At 58.2% G+C, this 21284-nt stretch carries 18 protein-coding genes; 9 read left to right on the forward strand and 9 right to left on the reverse strand.

Annotated features, from left to right (window positions below):
* Positions 1–46: 46 nt before the first annotated feature.
* Positions 47–382 carry a hypothetical protein gene (locus tag ABD833_RS06645; protein ID WP_345071810.1) on the forward strand — a complete coding sequence of 112 codons (336 nt, stop codon included), beginning with the start codon at positions 47–49 and terminating at the stop codon, positions 380–382.
* Positions 383–931: 549 nt separating this feature from the next.
* Here ABD833_RS06645 and ABD833_RS06650 read toward each other — a convergent pair.
* Positions 932–3037: a T9SS type A sorting domain-containing protein gene (locus ABD833_RS06650; protein ID WP_345071812.1), complete on the reverse strand. Its 2106-nt coding sequence runs from the start codon at positions 3035–3037 to the stop codon at positions 932–934.
* Between the two features lie 896 nt (positions 3038–3933).
* Positions 3934–5352, reverse strand: coding sequence for a CehA/McbA family metallohydrolase (locus ABD833_RS06655; RefSeq protein WP_345071813.1), 1419 nt, complete (start codon positions 5350–5352; stop codon positions 3934–3936).
* A gap of 514 nt (positions 5353–5866) precedes the next feature.
* On the opposite strand from ABD833_RS06655, the gene ABD833_RS06660 reads away from it, so the two are divergent.
* The 3 genes from ABD833_RS06660 (at position 5867) to ABD833_RS06670 (ending at position 9046) form a co-directional block, all read left to right on the forward strand.
* Entirely contained in the window at positions 5867–6511 is a 645-nt protein-coding gene (locus tag ABD833_RS06660; protein ID WP_345071814.1) for a helix-turn-helix transcriptional regulator, read from the forward strand.
* A 222-nt stretch (positions 6512–6733) separates the two neighbouring features.
* Positions 6734–7201 carry a D-Ala-D-Ala carboxypeptidase family metallohydrolase gene (locus tag ABD833_RS06665; protein ID WP_345071815.1) on the forward strand — a complete coding sequence of 156 codons (468 nt, stop codon included), beginning with the start codon at positions 6734–6736 and terminating at the stop codon, positions 7199–7201.
* A gap of 267 nt (positions 7202–7468) precedes the next feature.
* Entirely contained in the window at positions 7469–9046 is a 1578-nt protein-coding gene (locus ABD833_RS06670; protein WP_345071816.1) for a membrane dipeptidase, read from the forward strand.
* A gap of 170 nt (positions 9047–9216) precedes the next feature.
* On the opposite strand, the gene ABD833_RS06675 is transcribed toward ABD833_RS06670, so the two are convergent.
* Both ABD833_RS06675 and ABD833_RS06680 read right to left on the reverse strand, forming a co-directional pair.
* The gene (locus ABD833_RS06675) at positions 9217–9705 is read right to left on the reverse strand and encodes a head GIN domain-containing protein (protein ID WP_345072005.1); all 489 of its coding nucleotides are present in this window, start codon (positions 9703–9705) and stop codon (positions 9217–9219) included.
* Complete coding sequence (locus ABD833_RS06680; RefSeq protein ID WP_345071817.1) at positions 9627–9920, reverse strand: hypothetical protein; 294 nt, start codon at positions 9918–9920, stop codon at positions 9627–9629. The genes ABD833_RS06675 and ABD833_RS06680 overlap by 79 nt, the downstream gene beginning before the upstream one ends.
* Positions 9921–10149: 229 nt before the next feature.
* Here ABD833_RS06680 and ABD833_RS06685 point away from each other — a divergent pair, with 229 nt between their 5' ends.
* From ABD833_RS06685 to ABD833_RS06700, 4 genes are all read left to right on the forward strand, one after another.
* The gene (locus tag ABD833_RS06685) at positions 10150–12072 is read left to right on the forward strand and encodes a pYEATS domain-containing protein (RefSeq protein WP_345071818.1); all 1923 of its coding nucleotides are present in this window, start codon (positions 10150–10152) and stop codon (positions 12070–12072) included.
* Between the two features lie 144 nt (positions 12073–12216).
* Positions 12217–13476, forward strand: a complete 1260-nt coding sequence (locus tag ABD833_RS06690; protein ID WP_345071819.1) for a hypothetical protein — start codon at positions 12217–12219, stop codon at positions 13474–13476.
* 27 nt (positions 13477–13503) lie between these two features.
* On the forward strand, positions 13504–13932 hold the full coding sequence (locus ABD833_RS06695; protein WP_345071820.1) for a hypothetical protein: 429 nt from the start codon (positions 13504–13506) through the stop codon (positions 13930–13932).
* 341 nt (positions 13933–14273) lie between these two features.
* Positions 14274–15452 (forward strand): M12 family metallopeptidase, encoded by a 1179-nt coding sequence (locus ABD833_RS06700; RefSeq protein ID WP_345071821.1) that lies wholly within the window; start codon positions 14274–14276, stop codon positions 15450–15452.
* Between the two features lie 362 nt (positions 15453–15814).
* On the opposite strand, the gene ABD833_RS06705 is transcribed toward ABD833_RS06700, so the two are convergent.
* A protein-coding gene (locus tag ABD833_RS06705) for an IS5 family transposase (RefSeq protein ID WP_425553581.1) occupies positions 15815–16649 on the reverse strand; the annotation gives its coding sequence in 2 pieces (ribosomal slippage) (positions 15815–16292 and positions 16291–16649; 837 coding nt in all).
* Between the two features lie 275 nt (positions 16650–16924).
* Between ABD833_RS06705 and ABD833_RS06710 the strand changes: the two genes are divergently transcribed.
* Positions 16925–17095, forward strand: coding sequence for a hypothetical protein (locus ABD833_RS06710; protein ID WP_345071823.1), 171 nt, complete (start codon positions 16925–16927; stop codon positions 17093–17095).
* A 131-nt stretch (positions 17096–17226) separates the two neighbouring features.
* Here the strand turns inward: ABD833_RS06710 and ABD833_RS06715 are convergent, their stop codons facing one another.
* The 4 genes from ABD833_RS06715 to ABD833_RS06730 form a co-directional block, all read right to left on the reverse strand.
* Complete coding sequence (locus ABD833_RS06715; protein ID WP_345071825.1) at positions 17227–17904, reverse strand: sterol desaturase family protein; 678 nt, start codon at positions 17902–17904, stop codon at positions 17227–17229.
* 78 nt (positions 17905–17982) lie between these two features.
* Entirely contained in the window at positions 17983–18504 is a 522-nt protein-coding gene (locus tag ABD833_RS06720) for a shikimate kinase (RefSeq protein WP_345071826.1), read from the reverse strand.
* Between the two features lie 471 nt (positions 18505–18975).
* Positions 18976–20031, reverse strand: a complete 1056-nt coding sequence (locus ABD833_RS06725; protein ID WP_345071827.1) for an ABC transporter permease — start codon at positions 20029–20031, stop codon at positions 18976–18978.
* Between the two features lie 116 nt (positions 20032–20147).
* Positions 20148–21248, reverse strand: coding sequence for a BT_3928 family protein (locus ABD833_RS06730; protein ID WP_345071829.1), 1101 nt, complete (start codon positions 21246–21248; stop codon positions 20148–20150).
* Positions 21249–21284 lie beyond the last annotated feature (36 nt).

Here is a 21284-nt window from a genome sequence, read left to right on the forward strand (position 1 = left end):
CCACTTTATCTGAACCGACTTTTTCCACAAACACCAAAGCTCCGCTATGGAACAGCAGATCGAACAACAACTAGAGAAAATTCTTCCCGAAGATCTGGCCCGCGCTTTTGAAAGTGCCTACCACGTGCTGGTGCAAGGCAACCACGACCACATAGACGACCTGCTCAAACACGGCGGGACACTACTCAAGAAAGCGTCGCAACGACTCACGCCAACCCAGCTTATCCTGGGTATTGCCGCCATTGCGGCCGTGGCCGTGGTAGTGGTAAGCCGTGCTGCTCGGCCTGATCAGGAAGAAGAGGACGGAAGAACTTCCGCCGAACCGGTAAAAGACGTCAAGTCTAAAAAAGCGGGCGAGAGCGACCCTAAATCTGCGAACTAAGCCCCCCAGGTTTACTGGTAGTGCTAACCGTTTCTGGTCGCGCTGAACCTAAAAACACCCCCGACAGGCTATGGCTTGTCGGGGGTGTTTTTAGGTTCATATCGTTATATGATATTTATTTTTTTGCATTAATATGATTATTATTTATAATATTGCGTCATCAAAAAACCGATCAATCTTTTCATAATACCAAATCATATGAAGATCCTCGTTCTCTTCCTGTTGCTTATAGGTGGCCGCCTGGCTACCGCTGGGAGTAATTCAACTGCTCCGACCGAAGCCAGACCTGCTTTCGCAATAGTCAAGGCAACTTCCCCGGCGAGCATCTGGGGGCTTCTAAAAAAAAAGAAGCATAAGAAACACCGGCCGGCTTACAGCCGCCAGCGGTAGCCTGCGCTGTGGTGAGAGGCCACACCTGCTTATTGCCTCAGGTCTACCCTGACGACTCTGCAGTCACCAACAAAGGTGAACCTCCTGTAGCATCATAAGAATGGCCGCTGGACATAATCCAGCGGCCATTCTTATGATGCTACAGGAGGGGTTTAAAGGTTACCGGTACACCAGCGGCAACACGGTGGTCTGCGTATCGGTCTGCACATGCACCATGTAAAGGCCGGACGATAAGTCCCGCATATCCAGCAAGTGCTGACGGGCCCCGTCAAGGGTATAATGCTGCAGCATCTTCCCTCGCACATCGAACACCTGTACGTGGCAGCTCCCCGTTGGCAGGTTCGTCAGATCCAGCGTAGGCTGAGTCAGGTGAGGGCTTGGATTGGGATAGACAGACACGTCGAGCTTGTTTGTTCCAGCAAATTGCACGGCCCGAACCGGGCTGTAAGTGCTCGTACCAGTATAATCTACCTGGCGCAGGCGATAATAAATGGGCTTACGCGGCAGCAGCGGCGCTTCCTTATCGCACATCTCATAGCGGGTAGCACTGGTGCTGGTGCCCTGGCCCCGAACAATCCGGATGGTTGCAAAGTGGTCAGCATCCAGGGAGCGTTCCACCTCAAACCGGGCATTGTCGGTTTCCGAAGCCGTCAGCCAGGTCAGTTGGGCGCCGTTACTGGCAGCTTTGACAATGAACCCCGTTAGCTCCACGGGTAGCGGTGCTTCTATACCAGTAATCAGCGAGGCCGTGTTGTTGCTCAGCTGGGGGTCGGGTACCGTCGAGGAGTTGGAGGTAGCCAGGCTGGTCATGAACGCGGGAGCACCGGCTGGTACTTCAAACGTCACATCATTGGCCACCGCGGGAGCACCATTCGCCAGCGTTGGTACTGCCGTGAAGGTCACCCACCCGTCAGCCGCAGCATATACGCCGCCACTGGTCGACGTCACACTGCCCGCCGGCAGGTTGGCGGGGAGCTGTAGTTTGGGCACCACGCTCAGCGCCGTCACCGTGCCCTGGTTAACGGTGGTCATGGCGTAGGTAACCTGCGCGCCAACCGTAGTAACAGCCGGCCCCGTAAGGGTCGTAGCCACATCGGCTCCATTCACCTTTACCTGAATGTTAGCCGGACTCGACGTATAGCCAGCGCCCAGAATCGACTCCATGGTGTAGGGTGCAGTCACTGTACCCGCAAACATGCCGCTGGGCGTGAAGGTCACCACTCCCGCGGCGTCTACGGCAAAAGCTCCTTTTTCCGGCACGTTAAAGGTGGTTTGCCGCCCACTCGTGTTAGGGTCCAGGTCTACGGACGACGGGTTGATGCTGCTGCCGGGGGCTACGTCATTGTTCAGCACGGCTACCGTCACGGGCTGATTGTAGTTGGTGGTAGCCACGTCGGCATTGGCAAACGGCACCAGCACGATGTTCAGGTTGCGGATTTCGTGGATGTTGGTGCTGCCCCCGGTGGAGCCCGACAGGCCAAGGCGCAGATTAGGGGGCGGCGCAGGCACCTCAAAATTGTCGATGGCAGTCCGCAGAGAGCTACCGTGCTGAATACGTACCGAAATCCGGTAGGTGGTCACCGCACCTACCGTGGTGGGTACCACGTCGATAAAAGCGCGGCGGTAGTCGGCGGCACCGGGCTGGGCACGAACCGCATTCACGTCCAGCGCGAAGCCTAAGTCGCCCGGTTGGGTACCGGTCAGGTAAGGATAATCCGTGCCGGCCGACCCGTTGCCCGCTCCGCGGATAGCGACGCCGTTGGCGACGCGCCCGGTAGCATCGAGCACCGCACTGCCCCCCGAGCGACCTTCCAGACCGTTGGAGTAGTTGCCGAACTCATCGATGCCAATGCCGATGTACCCGTTGGAAACTCCAGCGGCCAGGGGAGCTACCGTTTTCTGCGCGTAGCCCAGCGACCCACCCGTAGCCCCGATGCGGAAGCCCCCAGCTGGTTGGTTGGAATCGACCAGAAAAACGCTGAAGCCATCAGCGCCAGGAGTGGTGCCGCCGTAGGAAAAGAATTCAAACGAGATGGTGAAACCCGCCGAAGAAGGAAAGCCCAGGTTGTCGATAACGAAGCCCGCCTGATTGGTTACGGCATCAGTCAGCCGAAGGTAGCCCGCACCCACGGCATCATTAGCCCCACCGGTGCCGGTCAGACGGGCAGCATTGCCGAAGGAGAAGTTCGGGGCCGAACTGCCTTTAAAGGTTTCGTTACGCGGAAACTGCGCCTGAGCCGGAGTAAACGACCCCGCCGCGAACAAAGCTAGAATGCCGACGTGTATCCTTCGAACGACATGGCCGGCAAGTGAAACAGTACAAGTTTTTTTCATGGCAGAAACGAAAAGAACACGAGAAAAGGACCAGCTACACTAAGTCCTGGCAATGAACTCAGTCCTAATCGGGCAGGCAACATCGCATCCTACGCATATCATAGAATAATTTAATTCTAAGCAAATGTTCTTGCTGACTGCACGTTATTTAAGGCAATATTTATATTAATAAATCATAAACAGTGCGGGTTTTATTCCACCCTATTTGAGGTACATAACATGGAATAATTTAATAGCGCAAGTATATCACCCCTGTAAATGGGCGCTGCCGCAGTTACCGATCCGCCCTTCAATGCCGTTAAACGCACTATACGGCACGTATCGAAACGCTCAACACAGGCAGCGCAAGGGCGACTAACTCGTTTACCGGGTTTTGCCGGAGCGGGGCAATTTCCACTACGGCGATAGTCCTGGACGTCGTAGCTGCTCATGTACTGCTCGCCCCAGTTCATAACGCGTCACGGTCCGGCAGCACAGTCGGGGTTCTTTGGTGACGGGCCAAACCGACTGAACTTCCGGCAGCCGGCGGAGCAGCACTACCCGGAGGGAATAGCCTCGTTCACCGTCAAGAACCCCGAAGGTGAACTACGTGAGTTGCTCGCGTGATACGCTGGTTAGGCCTGGCCAGGGTCGCGCGTCAGGATGAGCCGTTAGGTGAGTAGAGTGGTCGGTTCTGGTAGGGATGGCGCCCGGCTGCTCCCACCACGTAGTGGTAGCGCCTGCTATGCTGCCCGCCGCCTAAATCCCGTCAACGCTATGCGTCAGGGCCATAAAAAAATCCCCGGCCACGTATGGGACCGGGGATTTCCAACAAATATAAACCTGCCTTACTGCGCTACCACCAGCTTACGATAGGTAGTCCCGGTAGCCTGCAGCAGGCGCACCGTGTACAGGCCGGGAGCCAGCTTCAGCTGATTTACGGGCAAGGTGTAAGCATGCGGACCAGCGGACTGCTGTTCGTTCTGCACCAGTACCTTCACCCGGCGGCCCATACTATCGAGCACGTCTAACGTTACGCGGGAGGCACCGGGCAACGCATACGAAAGCGTGGCCTCACCGCCCTGTATCGGATTCGGGAATACATCCAGCGCGGCCAGCGCCTGCGCATTGGCCGTGGCCATGACTGAGCCGCGGCTATACCAGATGGGCGAGGTTACGATACGGTCGCCATCGTTCTGGATGATGACAGCGTAGTAGTAATAGGCCGAATTCGGCACGTTGATATCGGTGTAGGTGAGGGCGGCGGTGCCCAGGGGCGTAGTAGCTACCGCCACGGCGTTGACGCCATTGCCGGGGACGCCGCGCATCAGGGTTATCGAACCCACAGCTTCATTGTCGCCATCGGCTACGTTCAGGCTGATGTTCGCATTGCCCGTACCTTCCACGATGCTGCCCATCGGCTGCCCGTTCACGGTAAGATTAACCTGAATGTTCCAGTCATCGGAAGCATAAAAGCGGCGGCCCCGCAAGGCCTGCAGCAGATCGGCTTTGGTGAGCGTAGGAGCCAATACCACTACCCGGCCCGGAGTGGTTCGGCCGAAAGTTGTGTTGTGGTTGTCGTGGTCGAAGCCAATACCCAGGTGGTAGCCTTTCGCCAGCATTCGCTGGTACGTGCTTTCGTAGGAGCTGGTCGATTTGTTGGAATAGGTGATGTTGGTCGACGTAGCCGGACCAGAGCGCAGGGGCGTGCCCGCTATGGCACTATCGGCCCGCGGGCTGAAGGTGGCTGTGCCCGCCAGATTGCCATAGTCGCTGCTCTGAGGGTGGGCAAACAGCGCGAAGGCCCCGGGCCGGCGGTTGATCTGCTTGAACAGCCCCTGGTAGTCGTTTTTGGCTACGAACACGTCGAAGTTGCCGGGTTCCCAGCCCAGCAGCTGATCCACGCCATACACCAGAATGTGGCCCCCGCCCGAAATAACGCCCCACTCCATGCCGTACAGGGCCACGAAGCTGGCATTCGTCATACTATCGGCCTGGTGGAGGCCTTTGGCGTAATTCGGGCGCAGCATCCCCGCCTGCGAGTGGTTATGCTCCGAAATACCCAGGAAATCGAGGTGCAACGAAGCATCGGCGAAGCTGTAATCCTGGGCAGGGGTGGCCGCCTTGGAAATATTACGGTCCTGATTGCCGTCGGAATAGGACGAGTGGGCATGCAGGTTGCCGTAGTAGAACTGGTAGGTTGGATTTTGCGCGTAAGCACTAGCCCAGCAGAAGACTGCCAGCAGAAGCGTCAGAATTTTTTTCATTTGAGCAATAAGGTGGGTACAGAGCGAAGTGCAAAGCTACTACTTTACTACAATGCCCGCGGCAAATACACAGACGGCTCTTCGTTCAGGTACTTTCTGATAATCAAATGATTACCAGAAAATTTACTCTATTCAAGAATTTTTTTGAATTATCCGACATACTCTCATAAGTATACTGCTCAGAAAAAATACTGTTTTGAGGATGTAGGACGGAAGCGAGAAAGTGTCATGGCTGTTTCAGGCGTACCGGGTTCGATCAGCCGCATTATTCTGACTGCTACAGCATTTACCCCCCGCTACACGTCAGGGGTCTGCTGCGCAGGGTGAATAGCTGGACGCAACCGCTCTTTTAATTTTATAATCATACTATATATTTAATTTTTTATATACTATCTTTTCCCTCAGCTACCACCGCTGGTTCGTATCCAGTCACTCTTTGCCATTCCGCCCCGCCCTAACCCTATTGCACGCTTCCTTACCTGACCCATATGATCTGAACTTTACCCAGCTCGGCATGCCAATCTCATCCGGAGCCGTTTTAATTATCGCTCCTCCTACCCTGCATCGTCAGGGGCTAGTGCTGATGCTCCGGCAAGCCTGGCCCACGCTGACCTTTATCCTGACGGCCGACGCGTGCCAAGCCCCCGCCCTGCTACGGCACCAGCCTTATCGGCTGGTAGTGGTCGATGAGTTGCTCGTCGCCCCCCCATTGCCCCAGCTGCTGGAACAGTTGTTCGTGGCCCGCGCAGCCCAACAGTTACTGCTCCTGACCAGCCCCCCGCTCCTGACTATACTCCGCCAGGACCGGTCATCTCGTCAGACGCTGGCGTTGCTGCCGCGTCATGCCGCGCCGGAAGCGGTATTGCTCACCATCGGGCAACTGTTGCACCACAACGACGGCGAAAGTCCGGAGTTCCGGAATCAATCCTTCCGCAGAGGGTGCCACGCCCATGAACCGCCAACCCCGTTCAGTCGCCGCGAGCTGGAAGTATTGCGCCTGATCATGGCCGACTATTGTAATCAGGAAATAGCTGATCAGCTACACCTGAGCGTGCGTACCGTGGAAAGCCACCGCCGGGCCCTGCTGCAAAAGTCCGGCCTGCGCACCCTGGTTGGTCTGGCCGTGCAGGCGGTGCGCCAGGGCTGGGTGACGGCGTAGGATACCGGCGCCGGGCCGGCAGACCCGGCGTCGCCTGACGGCGCGCGGGCCGGCATTCCGCGCGCTCAGGCAGGAAGGGCACCAGGGCGCGGCCAACAAAATTCCGTGCTGGCACTGATTCGCCCGGCACTCTGGTGGAGTACTTTTCCGCTGCCTTTCGCTAGTGGCCTTTTCGGGTACCGGATCAGGGTACTGCGCTTCACCATTACTCCTACGCCGCCCATGATTTCCCGCTACGTTTCTGAGGCTGAAGGCTACAAAAGTCCCACCGCTATCCGCCTGGGCATCTACAATACCCCCGATGCGGCTACGCTCCGGCGCATGGAGGCAGTAGCCCAGGCCATGTTCGACCCGTTGCGCGCAGCGTTTGGCCGGCCCTTACGCGTGACCAGCTTCTACCGTTCCCCGGCGCTGAACCAGGCCGTAAATGGCTCGCCTACCAGCCAGCACGTGCGCGGCGAAGCCATTGATATGGATGGCGACGCCACCAGGCTCGATAACGCGGAGCTGTTCGACTACGTGCGCCGTCGCCTGCCCTTCGACCAGCTTATCTGGGAGTACGGCTCGGCCCGCAGTCCGGCCTGGGTCCACGCGAGCTACGTGACGCACCGGCCCAACCGCGGCCAGGTGCTGCGGGTGCTGGCGGGCGGCAGCACGCTGGGCGTAGGCGCCCGGCAACCACCGTGGTAGAGCTTCTTGCTTCTGAGCTGAATCCGCGCCTGCTCCTGACTCTGGCCTGACACGTGGCAAACCCCACATGCGCGGACACCTTCTTCCCATGATCCAACGGGATGTCACCTGTCGGCAACCGCTACGAGGCTTTACCACGCTGAAGCCAGCATCGATTTTCGGCCGGCCGGCCGAAGATCCTTCGTAGCCTCCGGCCGCTGCTGATTTATGGCGGCCACTCCCGGATCAGCCATTGCAAAATACAATCCGGCGCCTTGCCTTCCCTCTATGGCTTACTTCGACCTTCATGCCCACCCCGCGCTGAAAGCGCACCTGAGCGGCACCCAGACCGCCAACCGCCGGCCCGTATGGGCCAGTGAACAAGACGAGGTACCCGTAGCTTCGCCGCTGGTGCTGTTTATGCGCACTATTCTGCGGCACCAGGCCAACCTCTACCAGCTGGAACAAGGGGAAGTGAACCTGAACGTGTCGGTCCACCACTCGCCCGAGGCCGGCATGGTGGCCAGTAAGCTGTTCCAGACCGTGGCCGGGCAGATTCCCACCTTCGTGAGCCCGGCGCTGCTGCGCGAGGTGCAGCAGGTGGGGCAGCCCGGGCAGCGCACCTACTTCGACCACCTGCGCGACTCCCTGGCCCTGCTGCCCGACGGTCTGCGCGGCCCGCAGGGACAGCGCGTGCGGGTGCTGCGCCGCCTGGCCTACTACGACCCCGAGGCCGTGAACATCATCCGCGCCGTTGAGGGGGCGCATTGCCTGTACAGTGACCCGGATGGCCGCACGGCGGCCGATAACCTGCGGCGGCGGCTGGATGAGGGGCACCGTTTCCTCTACCTCACCCTGGCCCACCTCACCGACAACCGGATCTGCACCCACGCCTTCGGGATGCGCATGAAAGCCGGCCCTGTCGTTATTACCCGCAGCCGCGACTTTTACCCGCGCGGCGCGGGCCTGACTCCAACCGGGGCCGACCTGATCCGGGTGGCGCTGCGGGCCGGCGTGCTCATCGATGTGAAGCACCTGGGCCGGGAAGGTCGCCGCCAGTACTACGCCCTGCGGCGGCAGGAATTCCCGGCCCGGCCCATCCTCTGCAGCCACGGGGCCGCCGCCGGCTGCAGCCGCGACCAGCCGCCCAGCCGCAAAACGGTGGCGCACCGCGCCGAGGCCGACCTGGTGGTGGTGCATTACCGCCAGGGCGGGCTCAACCCCGGCGTCACGCCCCGCGACTTCAACTGCTGGTCCATCAACCTCTACGACGAGGACATCCGCGAAATCGTGGACTCGGGCGGACTCATTGGCCTGTCGCTCGACAAGCGCATTACCGGCGTCAGTAAAACGGCCAAGGAAATCTTCAGCCGGGCCGAGTACAACCTGATTCCGGATCGGCCGGCGGTGGAAGTGGCCGGGCCGCAGGCGACCGAAGATGCCGACGTGGAGGATGAGGACGACCTGCTGGAAGCCGACGAGCAGGCCGAAGCCCGCAGCCCGGGGCCAGCCGACGACCACGAGGCCGGCATTTCCTGGCCGGAGCGCACCCGGCGGCGGCACCTCAGATTCCTGGCCCGGCAGATCCTGTATCTGGTGCGCGTGGGCGGTCCCGGTACCTGGCGCTGCCTGTGCATCGGCTCCGATTTCGACGGCCTGATCGTGCCCCTGAAGTGCAGCCGCTCCGTGCTCGATTTCGACGACGTGGAAGATGCCCTGGTAAAGCGGCTGGTGGGCCTGGCCGACGGCAACCCCCGCGCCCGCTACGGCCTCGACCCCGACAACGTGCGCGACAAGGTGCGCGACCTGCTCTGGCGCAACGTCTGGCGGTTTCTGGAACGCCACTTCAACGACCCGGCCGCGTAGCAGGCTATTGGAGTTGTACTCGTCCCGAAGTGAAATGTGAAAATCGGCTGGCTGCGTTAGAGACGTGGACCTCACTTTACCAGCAAGCATTACTCCAAAAGACCGTCATGCCGGGCGGAGCATGACGGTGTTTTTTGGTGCGCAGGCACCAGGGTGCCCCTGAACCCGGGCTACTGCACCCGGCGCAGCCCGCTGCCGCCGCTGGCGTGGGCTTTTAGCACCCGGGCGCTGCCCTTGTAGCGCACCCTGCTGCCCCCGGACATATCGGCCGACAGCTCGCCGTCCACAGCCACTTCAACGTCGCTGCCGCCGCTGGCGTGCACGTCGGCGGTGGTGCTTCGCAGGGCGAAGCCGTGGTAGTCGCTGCCGCCGCTGGCCGATACGCGCTGGTGGGTGGCCTTGCCGGTGAGGTAGATGTAGCCGCCCCCCGAGGCGGAGCTGGTGAGGGTGGTGGCCGTGAGCGCGAGGCGGATGTCGCCGCCGCCGCTGGCACTCAGGCGCAGCTCCCCGGTGGTGAAAGGCGTTTGGCCCCGGGCGTCGGAGCCCCCGCTCACGGTGAGGGCCGTCAGGCGCGGGCAGGTCACGTACACGCGCACGTTGCCGCTGGCCTGGCCGAACAGCTTTTTCCGGGAGAAGCCCGGCTCCCAGCCGATGGACAGCGTCCCGTGGTGCGCAGGTTGCCCTGGGCCGCCGCCGGGGCCTCCACTACCACGGTCGTGGCCTCATCCTGGGTCAGAAATACGTCGATGCCCCCGCCGGCGTACACGGCTTGGATGGTTTCGGTGGAGCGGGTCTGCTTCACCTGTTGAGCCCGGACCATGGGGGCATTGAGCAGGCAGGCGCCGCAGAGCAGGACAAGGATAGCTTGTTTCACGGGAATCAGAGTTTAGGGTCCAATGTTGACAGATGCGCAGGGCTCGGCGGGCGCTGCCTGAGTGCCAACTATTTGCATCGGGCACTGTAGCATGCCTAAAATTCAGTGGTAGCACTGATGCGCCAGGGCCGCCGAAATGGCAACTTACTTCGTCAGTTCAGGACTACGGCTTTTTACCAATACCCCTCTGGTGCTGCCCACCGGATGCCATTTTCAGCAAGAATCCATAATGCGTATTAACCTCTGTTTTCTGCTGGTTGGGTGGCTCTCCGTTGCCGATGGCTGGCTGAGTAGGCAGACCTACGGACAGATAACTGATTCTGCTCCTCCCCGAAGCCAAAAGCCATCTGTTCCCAGGCCGGCTCCAACTGATTCCGTCAATGACCAGAAACCGAAGGCTACTCCCCAGTCCGCTTCGGGTGGTGCAACTTACCTGAGCCTCACCAAACAGCGGGAGCAGAACGACAGCAGAAGGCTGCCCCAGGTGGAAGTGGTAGGCGTAAGCAACCCGTCGTCGAAAGATAGTACCCGGTTTCACCTCAATGACTATATCGTGCTTCAGGTGCGCGATTTACGGCTGGCCTTGAGGCGGTCCAAACGCCTATTCAAAGACCTACGGCTGTTCGTAGATGACATCATGCTGCCCATGCCCCCTATAGCTGTCGACACGACTCAGCGCCGGGATACGGCTACGGTGCGCTTCCAGCTCGTCCGGAATCTGGAAACGGAACCTACCTGGCAGCTTTTTTATAAGATACCCGGCACCTACGAGCATCTCAGCCGGATCAATGTCGGGCTTGAAACCGGCCAACTGGGCAAAGCCTACCCCAATGGCAACGACCGACTGCAGCTGGTGTTGGTCCAGAAGGGCTGGATGTGGGTTGGGGTGCTGCTACTGGCGGGGCTGGTGTGGGTATTCTTCTGGTTGGCAAGAAACAGCACCTTCATTCGCTCCGACCGCTCGAATCGTATTCCACTTGACCAGAGCAGACAGGCAGCCGTCATCGATAAGCTCTACCGCCAGGTCCCCTTCAGCCTGGCGAAGGCGCAGGTAGCCTACTGGACCTTGCTCGTAGTGGCGGCGTACCTCATGATCTCCCTGGTGACGTCGGCACTACCGAGTATTCCCAGTGGTCTGCTGGGGCTGCTGGGTATCAGCATCGCCAATGGCTTGTTCAGCCGGCTCATCAACCGTACGCAGGACGAAGCTATCGCCACGCCCACCACGCCGGGCCATACCGAACATATTGAACAGTCGCGGGGCTGGGTGCAGGATGTGCTCACCGATCTGAACGGCATTAGCGTGGTACGCCTGCAGTTTGTCATCTTCAATGCTGTAGTAGGACTCTATCTGATTCGCTACGTACTCGTCCACTGGGCGCTGCCCGAGCTGGATAACAGTATTCTGGCCCTGATTTCCATTAGCAGCGCGGGGTTCCTAGTGCAGAAAAACAATGAGGTGACGCCCAAAACAGATGGCAGCACGTCGCTGCCTACCGGGCGCGGGCCGGGCGCGGACAGCGGTGGCCCTTCGCGGATGCCACCCGGGGGCGGCACCACCATCATAAACGTAGGAACGCCCCCGGCAGGCTCTGCCCCCACGGTCTCCTTTGTCGAGCCCACCGCCCCCTCTGCTCCTGCCGCTTCAGATGCTGCTGCCTCCCCGATACCCGTTGTGCCATCTGCCATTGCCCGGGGCGCACCAGCCGCCGCCGCCCTAGTAGACACGTCGCCCTACCTCGACGACCTGCAACAGTGGAATCAGTTGCTGGCCAAGTTCAACGAGCGTTCAAAGTATGTCGACTGGGACAGTGACCCCGGCAAAGAAGTGTTTGGACTGCTGCCCGCCGCCCAAAACGGCCGCCGCCTGGTGGTAACGATTATTGCCACGCTGAAGGGTGGCCTCGACCTGCTGGCCACGGTAAAAAGGGTGGAGGGCGAGTTGCTGACGGGGGAAGTCGTGTTTCTGCTGCACCCTACCTACCAGCAACGCGTGATACGGGTACCGGTGCAGAAAGACGGTCAGGCCCGGCTCAGCTTCTTCTCCGCCGGCACCTTCACGGTAGTCGCCATGATGGATGCGGGCAAAACGGTGCTGGCTTATGATTTAACGCACGTAACGGGTGCCCCCGAGAGCTTCCTGGATGGGTAAGGTAAGGCTTGCTACCATCCGCTGCCAGTTCACTCCGACTAGTTTGCCTGATCTATACCGCCGCTGGTCAGTAAAGCCCGCCCTGTGCCTGGCAGCCTACCAGTCCGACATCACTGATACAGATTCACTTTCACCTACTTTGTCATGCAAAAAACTCGCTTTTATGTTTTCCTGCTCTTGGCCCTCATGTCCGGGTGCAGCGGTATTGTTGATGTTCAGCCCTTCACCAAAGCCACCTCCGATATGGGCGCGGCCATCGACATGAGCCTCAAACAGGTAGTGGAGGACCTGGGTAAAACTACTACGATTCGCACACTTACAGAAAAGCAGCAAAAGAAGCTAAGCAACTCTCAACAGCAGCTGCGAGAGGGAACCGAAAAATTCACGGTTGTAGCTCACGCCTTCAATATGTACGCCGAAGCCTTGGAGAAGGCAGCCGAGAAGGGCAAGAAGCACGACGAGAAAATAACAGCGGTATTCAAGGCAACCGATGAGCTTGTTAAGGCCAGCCAGGACTTTGCAGTCCCTCTCAAAACCTTCTCGGTACCTTTACAAACGGCCCTTGACGCCTTGAAAATTCTTGCTGGCACAGTTAATAGCTACCGGACCAACAACCAACTGAAAGCCCTAGCCTCGCCGGAGCAGGAAAAGCTGATCCAGACCACGGCCAAGGCACTGAGTGCAGGCCTGGCTGATTACGCGCAGATTGATGCGGCAGCGTACAATCTGTTGCTCGATAACAACGTGCGGCATACCCAAGTAGAAGACTACTACCGAAATATCCAGAAACAGCGGGAGTCGGTGCTTTTTATCCTGTCCAAGCTAACCGAGGCAGAAAATCTGCTGATGACCGCGCCCACTAATACTGCCTTATTAAGCAATGGCAAGGCTGGCTTGGCCACATGTGGCAAAGACGATAAGTGCGGGCCAATAGATGAGATTCGGGTAATAGGGGCCGATGCGGACGCTAGGATATACACTGCTTACCAGGCATTTAAGCGCAGCCCCAACCCGGACACGAACGCCCGGCTTTTTGCCGCCCTGCGGCAGCGACAGCCTTTCTACCAAGCCATCATCGACAATCCGTTTCCGCAGACTGTGTATGCGGCTGAACAGGCGCGCTGGAATAGCAGCTACACCCTACCCCGGCAGCAAAGCCTAGTCCAGTTTCAGAAAAGCCGGAAGCTGGTAGATACCTGGGCCACCAGCCACCACGATCTGCGCCGGTTGCTGCTCAAAGCCGGCAACGTGTCGAGTCAGGACCTGGCGGCACAAGCCAAAATCATCCAGCAGTTGATTCAGGAGTTGCAGGACGCGAAGGAAGCAGCGGCCAAAGAGGCCGCAGAAGCGGCCGACAAAGCAAAGGAAGCCAAAGGTGACGTTGCTGCTACTGACCCCAAATAATCCATCCACCATTATTCCCTTTCACTCATGTCCCACTCCGACTTTGCCCTCCTGAATTCCTATGAAGAATGGGAGCAAGAACTCGACACGCTCGTGGTAGCAGCTGACGCCGCCTGCCACCCGACCAGTACGCAGAACGAGCGTCAGACCGCCCGCCAGGACCTAATCGAGTATCGTGAATCCTGTCCGTTTGGGGATCTGAAGGATAGAGCGCTGGAGTCGCTTAACGACTTATCACTCGCCGAGATCGGCAATACTCTGGACCATTTGCAAGGCCTGCAGCGCCAGATTAAAAGCCGCCAAGCCAGCCCACAAATGATGGCCCCCGTTGGCCAGCCACAAACCCGCCATATGCCCGATACCAACGAAACCATGACCAGCAAAACCAACCAGACTCAGGCCGTTGCCCAACAGATCCGGGAGCTGGGCCAGACGCTGCAGCAGGTGCTGGAGTAACCCGCGCGAAGTAGGCGGTAATTCCCATCACACATACTTTTTTGGCGAGGCGCTCCTTCACTCTAATTGCCATGGCCAATAATGGCCATAGCGCTGGCTTACGGCCTGCCCCCCCCCCCGTTATGCCGCCCAACAAGCAGTCCTGATGCTAGAAATAATGATCTGGCAACTAGTCGTATTCTGTCCCTACGCGCCCGTGGCGTGGGAGCCTGCTCAAGCCGCTGTCACGACTTCTAGGCCTTCCACACTGTGACCATCGGCCCCGCTCTTGCTTGTGCCGGGTAATATTACTCGGCACAAGCACGCTTCTTTTTCAGTATTCCCCACCTTTTTCTATTTGTATGAATACTCCCACCAAATCCGCTCTGAGAGCCGCTAGCCCTAAGCCCAAGCAGCCGGTCCACAGCAATGGAATAGAGGTGCCGCTGTGCAGCTCCGCCCCGCCCCAGCTGCCTCCGTTACCAGCGACGATCAGCCACGATCAGGCGCATGCCATCATTACGGGTGCCCACAAATGGGTAAATGGCACTATCCTTCATTATTACTTCTTCAATGACCCTAACCATGACTTCAGCGATGTAGAGCAAGCCGACCGAACAAAAGTTCGCCAGAGTTGGATCGGTGACAAAGTCCAGCAGGATGTGGTCCGAGGTGCTTTTGAAGAGTGGAAAGCGCTGGGTATCGGTCTGGAGTTCGTGGAGGTACAGCATCGCGAGGAAGCAGAAATCCGGATCGGCTTCTTGGCCTCCGACGGCAGCTGGTCATATATCGGCGACGAGATTCTGCAGCGCAGTACGGCCGAGCGAACCATGAACTTTGGCTGGGACCTACGAACCCTCTACGGGCACTGCACTGCTCTGCACGAAATAGGACATACCCTAGGCCTGCCCCATGAGCACCAAAGCCCTTTCAGCGGCATCGTCTGGAATGAGAAGAAGGTGTATAAGTATTTCTCCGGCCCACCAAACAACTGGAAGCGGGATGTAATTAAGTCCAACATTCTGGACTCTCTTTCGCCGTCCCTAGTGCGTGGCTCCACTTGGGACCACGACTCCATTATGCAGTATCAGTTCCAACCCGGTATTGTGAAAAGTCCCAAGCCATACGACACCACAGGTATCTACCCCAGGAGTCAATCGGCGCCTATTGGCAACCAGTTCTCGGACGCCGACATCAACTGGGTGAAGCAGTTTTACCCACCTATGGACGATCGAATGCCCCTGCTGAAAGTTGGGGAGTCGCAGCCGCTGGACATCCAGAATGGGGAACAGCTCAACTTTGCTATAAGCCCCACCGAAACCCGCAACTACGAGATTCAAACCCGCGGAAAAAGCGACGTGCTGTTTGTGCTCTTTGAGGAAGAAAATGGTGTACCCCGCTTTCGGGCAGCTGATGACGACAGCGGGGAAGAGCGCAACGCTTATCTACGATTCAAACTGGTGCGCGACCGACAGTATGTGTTGCGAGTTCGGCTCAAGTATCGGCAAACGGGTCCGCCACCAGTAGTAATCATGTGGTGAATGACGGCGCGATAGTAAATGCTTGCCAAATCAGAAAGTCCGCTGTTTTTCCGCTGTTTTTCACTGCGCTACTCTTTAGCTTGACTTTAGCCTTTTGGGCGGTGGCCGTTTTCCGGCTCAAGGGTTTGGGCTGACTACTATCCGGTCTGATACCCCCTTCAAGGGGCTTTTTTTGCCGCTCGTACCCGCGGCTAGTCTGGCAAGTGTGCAGTCCGGGCTTTATGGCATATCGCTACCTGACTTAAACCTGGCAAAAAGCTTGTAAAGGAGCCAAACGGCTTCCCAGAAGCTTTAAACAGGCTTTTCGCTAATCTCAAAAGGCTAAAGTCAAGATAAGAGCCTATCCGAATAGGCGAACAGCTTCATCCAAAAAGACAATTGTACCACGTAATTCGGGCGCAGGCAAAATGGAGCATGGCCAGGTAGTTTTCGGGCTTTTTAGCCCAGCGGATGAGCAGGTACCGGAAGCGGTTGAGCCAGGAATGGGTCCGCTCAACCACCCAGCGGCGGGCTTTCTGCCCCGCTTTTTTGACCTGGGCTTCTTCGCCCCGCGAGCGGATGTGGGCCGTGTAGCCCAGTGCGGCGACGATTTCGCGTACCTGCGTGTAGTCGTAGCCCGCATCCAGGCACAGGCCCTGCTCGCCGCCGCCAGCCAGGTGGGCCTGTCGGGCCGCTTCCGCGGCGGGCGGCAAGCTGGTCAAGGTGCTTTCCGTCAGCTTCATGTCATGCCGGTTGGCTCCCTCCAGTACCAGGCCCCCCGGGATGCCTCGCGCCTCAGTCAAGAGACTGCGCTTGACGCCGCCTTTGCCGCGGTCCGTGGGGTTGGGCCGGGTTTTTTTTCCCGCCCAACGGCGCTTTGTGCAGCGAGCCGTCGAGAGCCATCCAGTCAAAGTCGAGGCCAATCAGGTCCTCGTAGTCCTGTAGGGCCTCGTTCCAGAGCCGGGCAAAGACGCCGTCCTGCGCCCACGCTTGAAACCGACTATGGGCCGTACTGCTCGAACAAATGCCGGTCGCGCTCAAGGCTTTCCACTGGCAGCCCGTGCGCAACACAAAGAAAATCCCGTCCAATACCTGCCGGTCCGGCACCCGCAGCCGGTGGCAGCCCAAAGGATGCGCCTTCGGTACGTGAGTGGGTAGATGGGGCGACAACCGCGCCCACAGCGTGCCGGAAATGCGAAATTCTTGAACCGTAGCCATACCCCAAAAATACCACTTCTTTTTGCCTATTCGGATAGGCTCTTAATGCTGTTTTTGAAGCGTATTCGAGTATTCTTAGCATCCAGGAGGGCGCATTAATACCTAGAATGCCCGCCGATAACCGGCGGGCATTTTTGTTTTTGAATTCCAGGGGTTTGCATCGTTGTTTGGTAGGGATTTGAAGCCAGACTCAACCTTTTTACGCGGGGGCAAGTATCCAACAGACCTGTTCCTGTAACGGAATGTTCTCTCTCACTATTTCGAGCCTCCCTGCCATGAAACGCTTTTCCTCGTTTTTCACCCTTTGCTTTATCCTGCTCACCTTTTCGCTCAGCAGTTGTGAACTGGCCGGAGATATTTTCAAAGCCGGGGCCTGGACGGCCGTTATTGGTATCGTCCTGGTTGTGCTTCTGGTAGGATTTATCATCCGCAAAATCCGGCGTTAGCGCAGACCAGACTTGTAGCAACTAAAAAGGGCTTCCTGATGGAGGCCCTTTTTAGTTGCTACAAGTCTGGTCCCCACCGTTTACGTACTACGCTATGCAATTCAGCAGCTCAGCAGATAAGGGGTGGCGCGCTATTGATCGTTCACCTTCTTGTCGGGCATGGTACCGATGATATGGTCCCATATTGTAGTAGAAACCCCAAAGGCAATTTCATCCTGCCGATAATGATGCTGAGCGTGGTGATGCCACCACACTTTCAGAAAATTCTTAGGCGGCGCGTAGGCATGAATGGCATAATGCACGAACAGATATAGCGCGTAGCCAAACGTAAAGCCGGCTAAAACCCCGAAGGAGTTACTGCCAAACAGGAACCGGAACATGAAAAACAGTAGCGAAGCCACGAAAACCGTGATGATGGGAGGCATAGCCAGCCGCGTCTTGTCTTTCGGAAACTCGTGGTGCACGCCGTGCATGGTGTACTGAAATTTGACGCGCTTGGACGTAGTCGCCGGAATGTGGTACAGGTAGCGATGCATGGCATACTCCACGAACGTAAACATAAACCAACCCGCCAGAAACAGCCCAAAAGCCGAAGCCCCGCCAATGAAGCCGTTGGTGAGACCATAATACAGACTCACCAGAGCCGTAATCAGGAAAATAGAGACCGGCAGAGCGATATGAGTATGGGTAAGCCGCTCCAAAACAGGGCTTTTAAACAACACTGCCGAGCCCTTGTGCTTGGGCTTGACCATATCGGGGGCTTTTACCGGCGTAGGGCGCACAGCGGTGGCAGGAGCAGTGGAATTCATACGGATGAACGGGCTGATTAAAGAGCAAAAGTACACAGCACCACGCAAATGCTGCGCCAAAGGCTGGCAGGAGCCAGATCAGGCGCTGGCCTGGTAGGTGGCCAGCAGGTGCCGGAGGGACTCTACCGTGCAAGTGGGCGCAGTGCAACGTAACGGGGCACGGTCGTAAAACTGCTGACGGGCAGCTAAGGTTTCACGCAGACGATTCTCCAACGCGGCGGCATCCGGCAACTGGGCAAGTAGCGGCCGGGCACTGGCCGCGTGCTGCAGACGCCGCGCCAGTTCAGTTACGGATACCGCCAGATACAGCGTGAGCCCCGTTTGAAGCAGCACCTCCAGGTTTTGGTGAAAACAGGGGGTGCCCCCCCCGGTAGACAACACCATTCGTGGCGTCCGGTCAACAAGGTCCCGCAATACTTCTGCTTCCCGTTGTCGGAAGTAGGCCTCTCCTTCGGTCAGAAATACGTCGGCGACGCTCCTCCCCTCTTCGCGCACAATCTCCTCGTCCAAATCATGGAAGGGTAGTTCCAGGGCCGTAGCAAGGGCCCGACCTAAAGTGGTTTTGCCGGCACCGGGCATGCCAATAAGGTAGAGGCGCATTGGATTCAATTAACAATTAACAATGGGCAAGTGTCACTGTCACTGACTGCGGAATGGCCGGGAGGAATCATGAGCTTTTACTGTTCCAGACCGGTATCGTTCAACCTGCGGCAAGCTACTAAAGGAGCCGGAAATTGCTCATTTGTAATTATCAATGAGTAACTGACCTTACGCAAAACCCTCCTGGTGCCATTTCACGCAGTGTTTCGCAGTGTTAAACCGCAGTGTTTCGCGGTGCGAGGACGTTAAACACTGCGTGAAAGCATTTTGCGTAAGTCCTGTCATTGATAATTACAGCAGTTTCGTGAACACTATAGCCAGAGCCCGCTACTCTGGACTGGTCGCCGGGAGCGGATGTTGAACGTCTCGCGCCAACGACGACCGGCCCGACGGCTGGTAGCCGCCGGACCGGCAGCCACACCGTCTGCGAAACCGCTATAAAGGAGCGGAAAATTGCTCATTGATAATTGCTTAGCTGAGTTTCACCCGCGGGTCGAGGGCGGCGTAGAGTACGTCAACCACAATATTCACGACCACGAACAGGAAGGCAATGAAGATGGTAGCCCCCATCACGATGGGAAAATCCAGGTTCTGCACGGCCTGCAGCGTCACGGTACCCAGGCCTTTCCAGTTGAAGATGTACTCGATGAAAAATGCGCCCGCCATCAGCGACGCCAGCCACCCCGACACGGCCGTAATAACCGGGTTCAGCGCGTTCTTCAGCGCGTGACCCACCACCGTCTGATAGCCCGACAACCCTTTGGCCCGCGCGGTGCGGATGTAATCCTGGCTCAGTACTTCCAGCATGGAACTGCGGGTGAGCTGGGTGATGACGGCCAGCGGCCGGATGCCCAGCGCGAAAGCCGGCAGGACCAGATTGCGCAGCACCAGATGGCGGCCGGTAAACGGGTCGGTTTCGTAAAGCTGGCCCGTGAGGTTGAGGCCCGTCCAGTGACTCCAGTAAAAGCCAAACGTCATGGCAATGAGGATGCCGGCCACGAACGACGGCACCGAAATACCCAGCACGGAAGTCGTAATCAGCCCCCGATCCAGCCACGAGTGGGGCTTCAGCGCGGCCACTACGCCGAACAGGATACCCAGCACCGCCGCCAGCAGCATAGCGGCCAGCGCCAGCCACAGCGTGCCCGGGAAATGGTCCAGCAGAATGCTGAGCACATCCTTGTTGCTCTGGAAGGAGCGCCGCAGATAAGGCGTTTTCACCACCAGCGACTTCTCCCCCAACGGCAACAGCGCCACGCCGCCATACTTGGCCACGCCGGCCGAATCGCGCGGGTGCAGGCCCAGCGGCGACACGTCGTTGAGGTAGCCGGCCAGCTGCACGGGCAAAGGCTGGTCGAGGCCCAGGTCGGCGGCAATAGCCGCGCGGGTGGCCGGGTCGGAGCGCTGACCGGCCAGCAGAGCTACCGGGTCGCCGGGCAGCACGGCAAACAGAAAGAATACGGTGAGGGCTACGCCCAGCAGTACCAGTACCCCTTGCGCCAGGCGCCGCAGCAGAAAAGAAAGCATAGTTGGTTTTTGGTTGGTCGTTTTTGGTTTTTGGCTATCGTCCTTTACCCAACCAAAGACGGGGGCTGGCTTGTGGCGAGGGCCAAAAACCAAAAACCATTAACCAAAAACCAAGCTTACAGCAGCTCCTCCAAGTCGGCGCGGGTAGGAATGTCGTGGTAGTGATACTTGCCTTTCACCACGCCGTCCTGCAGCAGAATAAAGCCGGGGTTGGAGCGAATCATCGATTTCAGGACCGTGGCATCGGCGTAGTAAAACGGGGCCGCCAGATTTACATCGTGCCGGAAGGCGTCGAAGTCAGTCGGACTGCTGCTCGTAATAATGAGGGGCGTAATCTTTTTCTGCGACGAGTCGGCCGATAAAATCAGCTGGTTGATTTGCAGAAACCGGTCCCGGTCGGCTTTCTCCGTACCCTGCACGATGAGGGCCAGCTTATTGCCTTTCAGCAGCTCCCGGGTGTAGTCGCCGGCATCGTTCCAGACCCGGAAATCAGTAATTTTGGGGCCCGCATCGGGGTTCAGGCTCACCATCTGCTTGTACTTCCAGGTGGTATCGGTAGGGTAAGTGGTGAACTCCTGCGTTTCGCCGTTGCGCTCCATGATGTACTGGTAGCGCATCGGCTCCGACGCCTTCATCAGCTTGCCGATGTTGTTGCCGACCTTGTAAGGCAGAAAGTCGAAGTAAGGCAGATGCCCCAGGGCCCGTACTCCGATGCCGATGGCAACGGCCGAAGCCATAGTCATGTACATCACCCCCAGCTGCCCCCTGACAAACACCCGGCGCAGGTAGCGGAAATTGTAGAATACCACCGCCCACAGGCCCAGCAGGAACATATCTTTGGCAAACGAGGTCCAGGGCGTGAGCTTGATAAAGTCGCCGAAGCAGCCGCAGTCGGTGACCTTGTTGAAGGCGGCCGAGTAGAACGTGAGGAAAGCGAAGAATACCAGCAGCCCCAGCAGCGCCCACAGCGTTTTGCGCAGGTGCCAGCGCAGCAGCAGGGCCACGCCGAGCACTACTTCCAGGGCACTGAGCAGGATAGCAATGGCGCGGCTACTGCTCTTGAAAACGAGGAAGAAGCGGCCGAAATCCTCGGCAAATACCTCGAAATATTCCTCCAGCTTCAGCGCCGTGCCAACCGGGTCGTTGAGCTTGATAAGGCCCGAGAAGATGAAGACAGCGCCGAGCAGCACCCAGCAGATACGGGTAAGAAGTTTCATTTGGGGTCTTGGGGACTTAGGGTCTTGGGGACTTGG

Origin of the sequence: Hymenobacter fastidiosus (assembly GCF_039539565.1) — a bacterium.
Classification (GTDB): domain Bacteria; phylum Bacteroidota; class Bacteroidia; order Cytophagales; family Hymenobacteraceae; genus Hymenobacter; species Hymenobacter fastidiosus.

Coding starts and splice junctions, on each gene's coding strand:
- ABD833_RS06645 (WP_345071810.1), top strand. CDS start 47: ATGGAACAGCAGATCGAACAACAACTAGAGAAAATTCTTCCCGAAGAT.
- ABD833_RS06655 (WP_345071813.1), bottom strand. CDS start 5,352: ATGAAAAAAATTCTGACGCTTCTGCTGGCAGTCTTCTGCTGGGCTAGT.
- ABD833_RS06660 (WP_345071814.1), top strand. CDS start 5,867: ATGCCAATCTCATCCGGAGCCGTTTTAATTATCGCTCCTCCTACCCTG.
- ABD833_RS06665 (WP_345071815.1), top strand. CDS start 6,734: ATGATTTCCCGCTACGTTTCTGAGGCTGAAGGCTACAAAAGTCCCACC.
- ABD833_RS06670 (WP_345071816.1), top strand. CDS start 7,469: ATGGCTTACTTCGACCTTCATGCCCACCCCGCGCTGAAAGCGCACCTG.
- ABD833_RS06685 (WP_345071818.1), top strand. CDS start 10,150: ATGCGTATTAACCTCTGTTTTCTGCTGGTTGGGTGGCTCTCCGTTGCC.
- ABD833_RS06690 (WP_345071819.1), top strand. CDS start 12,217: ATGCAAAAAACTCGCTTTTATGTTTTCCTGCTCTTGGCCCTCATGTCC.
- ABD833_RS06695 (WP_345071820.1), top strand. CDS start 13,504: ATGTCCCACTCCGACTTTGCCCTCCTGAATTCCTATGAAGAATGGGAG.
- ABD833_RS06700 (WP_345071821.1), top strand. CDS start 14,274: ATGAATACTCCCACCAAATCCGCTCTGAGAGCCGCTAGCCCTAAGCCC.
- ABD833_RS06710 (WP_345071823.1), top strand. CDS start 16,925: ATGAAACGCTTTTCCTCGTTTTTCACCCTTTGCTTTATCCTGCTCACC.
- ABD833_RS06715 (WP_345071825.1), bottom strand. CDS start 17,904: ATGAATTCCACTGCTCCTGCCACCGCTGTGCGCCCTACGCCGGTAAAA.
- ABD833_RS06720 (WP_345071826.1), bottom strand. CDS start 18,504: ATGCGCCTCTACCTTATTGGCATGCCCGGTGCCGGCAAAACCACTTTA.
- ABD833_RS06725 (WP_345071827.1), bottom strand. CDS start 20,031: ATGCTTTCTTTTCTGCTGCGGCGCCTGGCGCAAGGGGTACTGGTACTG.
- ABD833_RS06730 (WP_345071829.1), bottom strand. CDS start 21,248: ATGAAACTTCTTACCCGTATCTGCTGGGTGCTGCTCGGCGCTGTCTTC.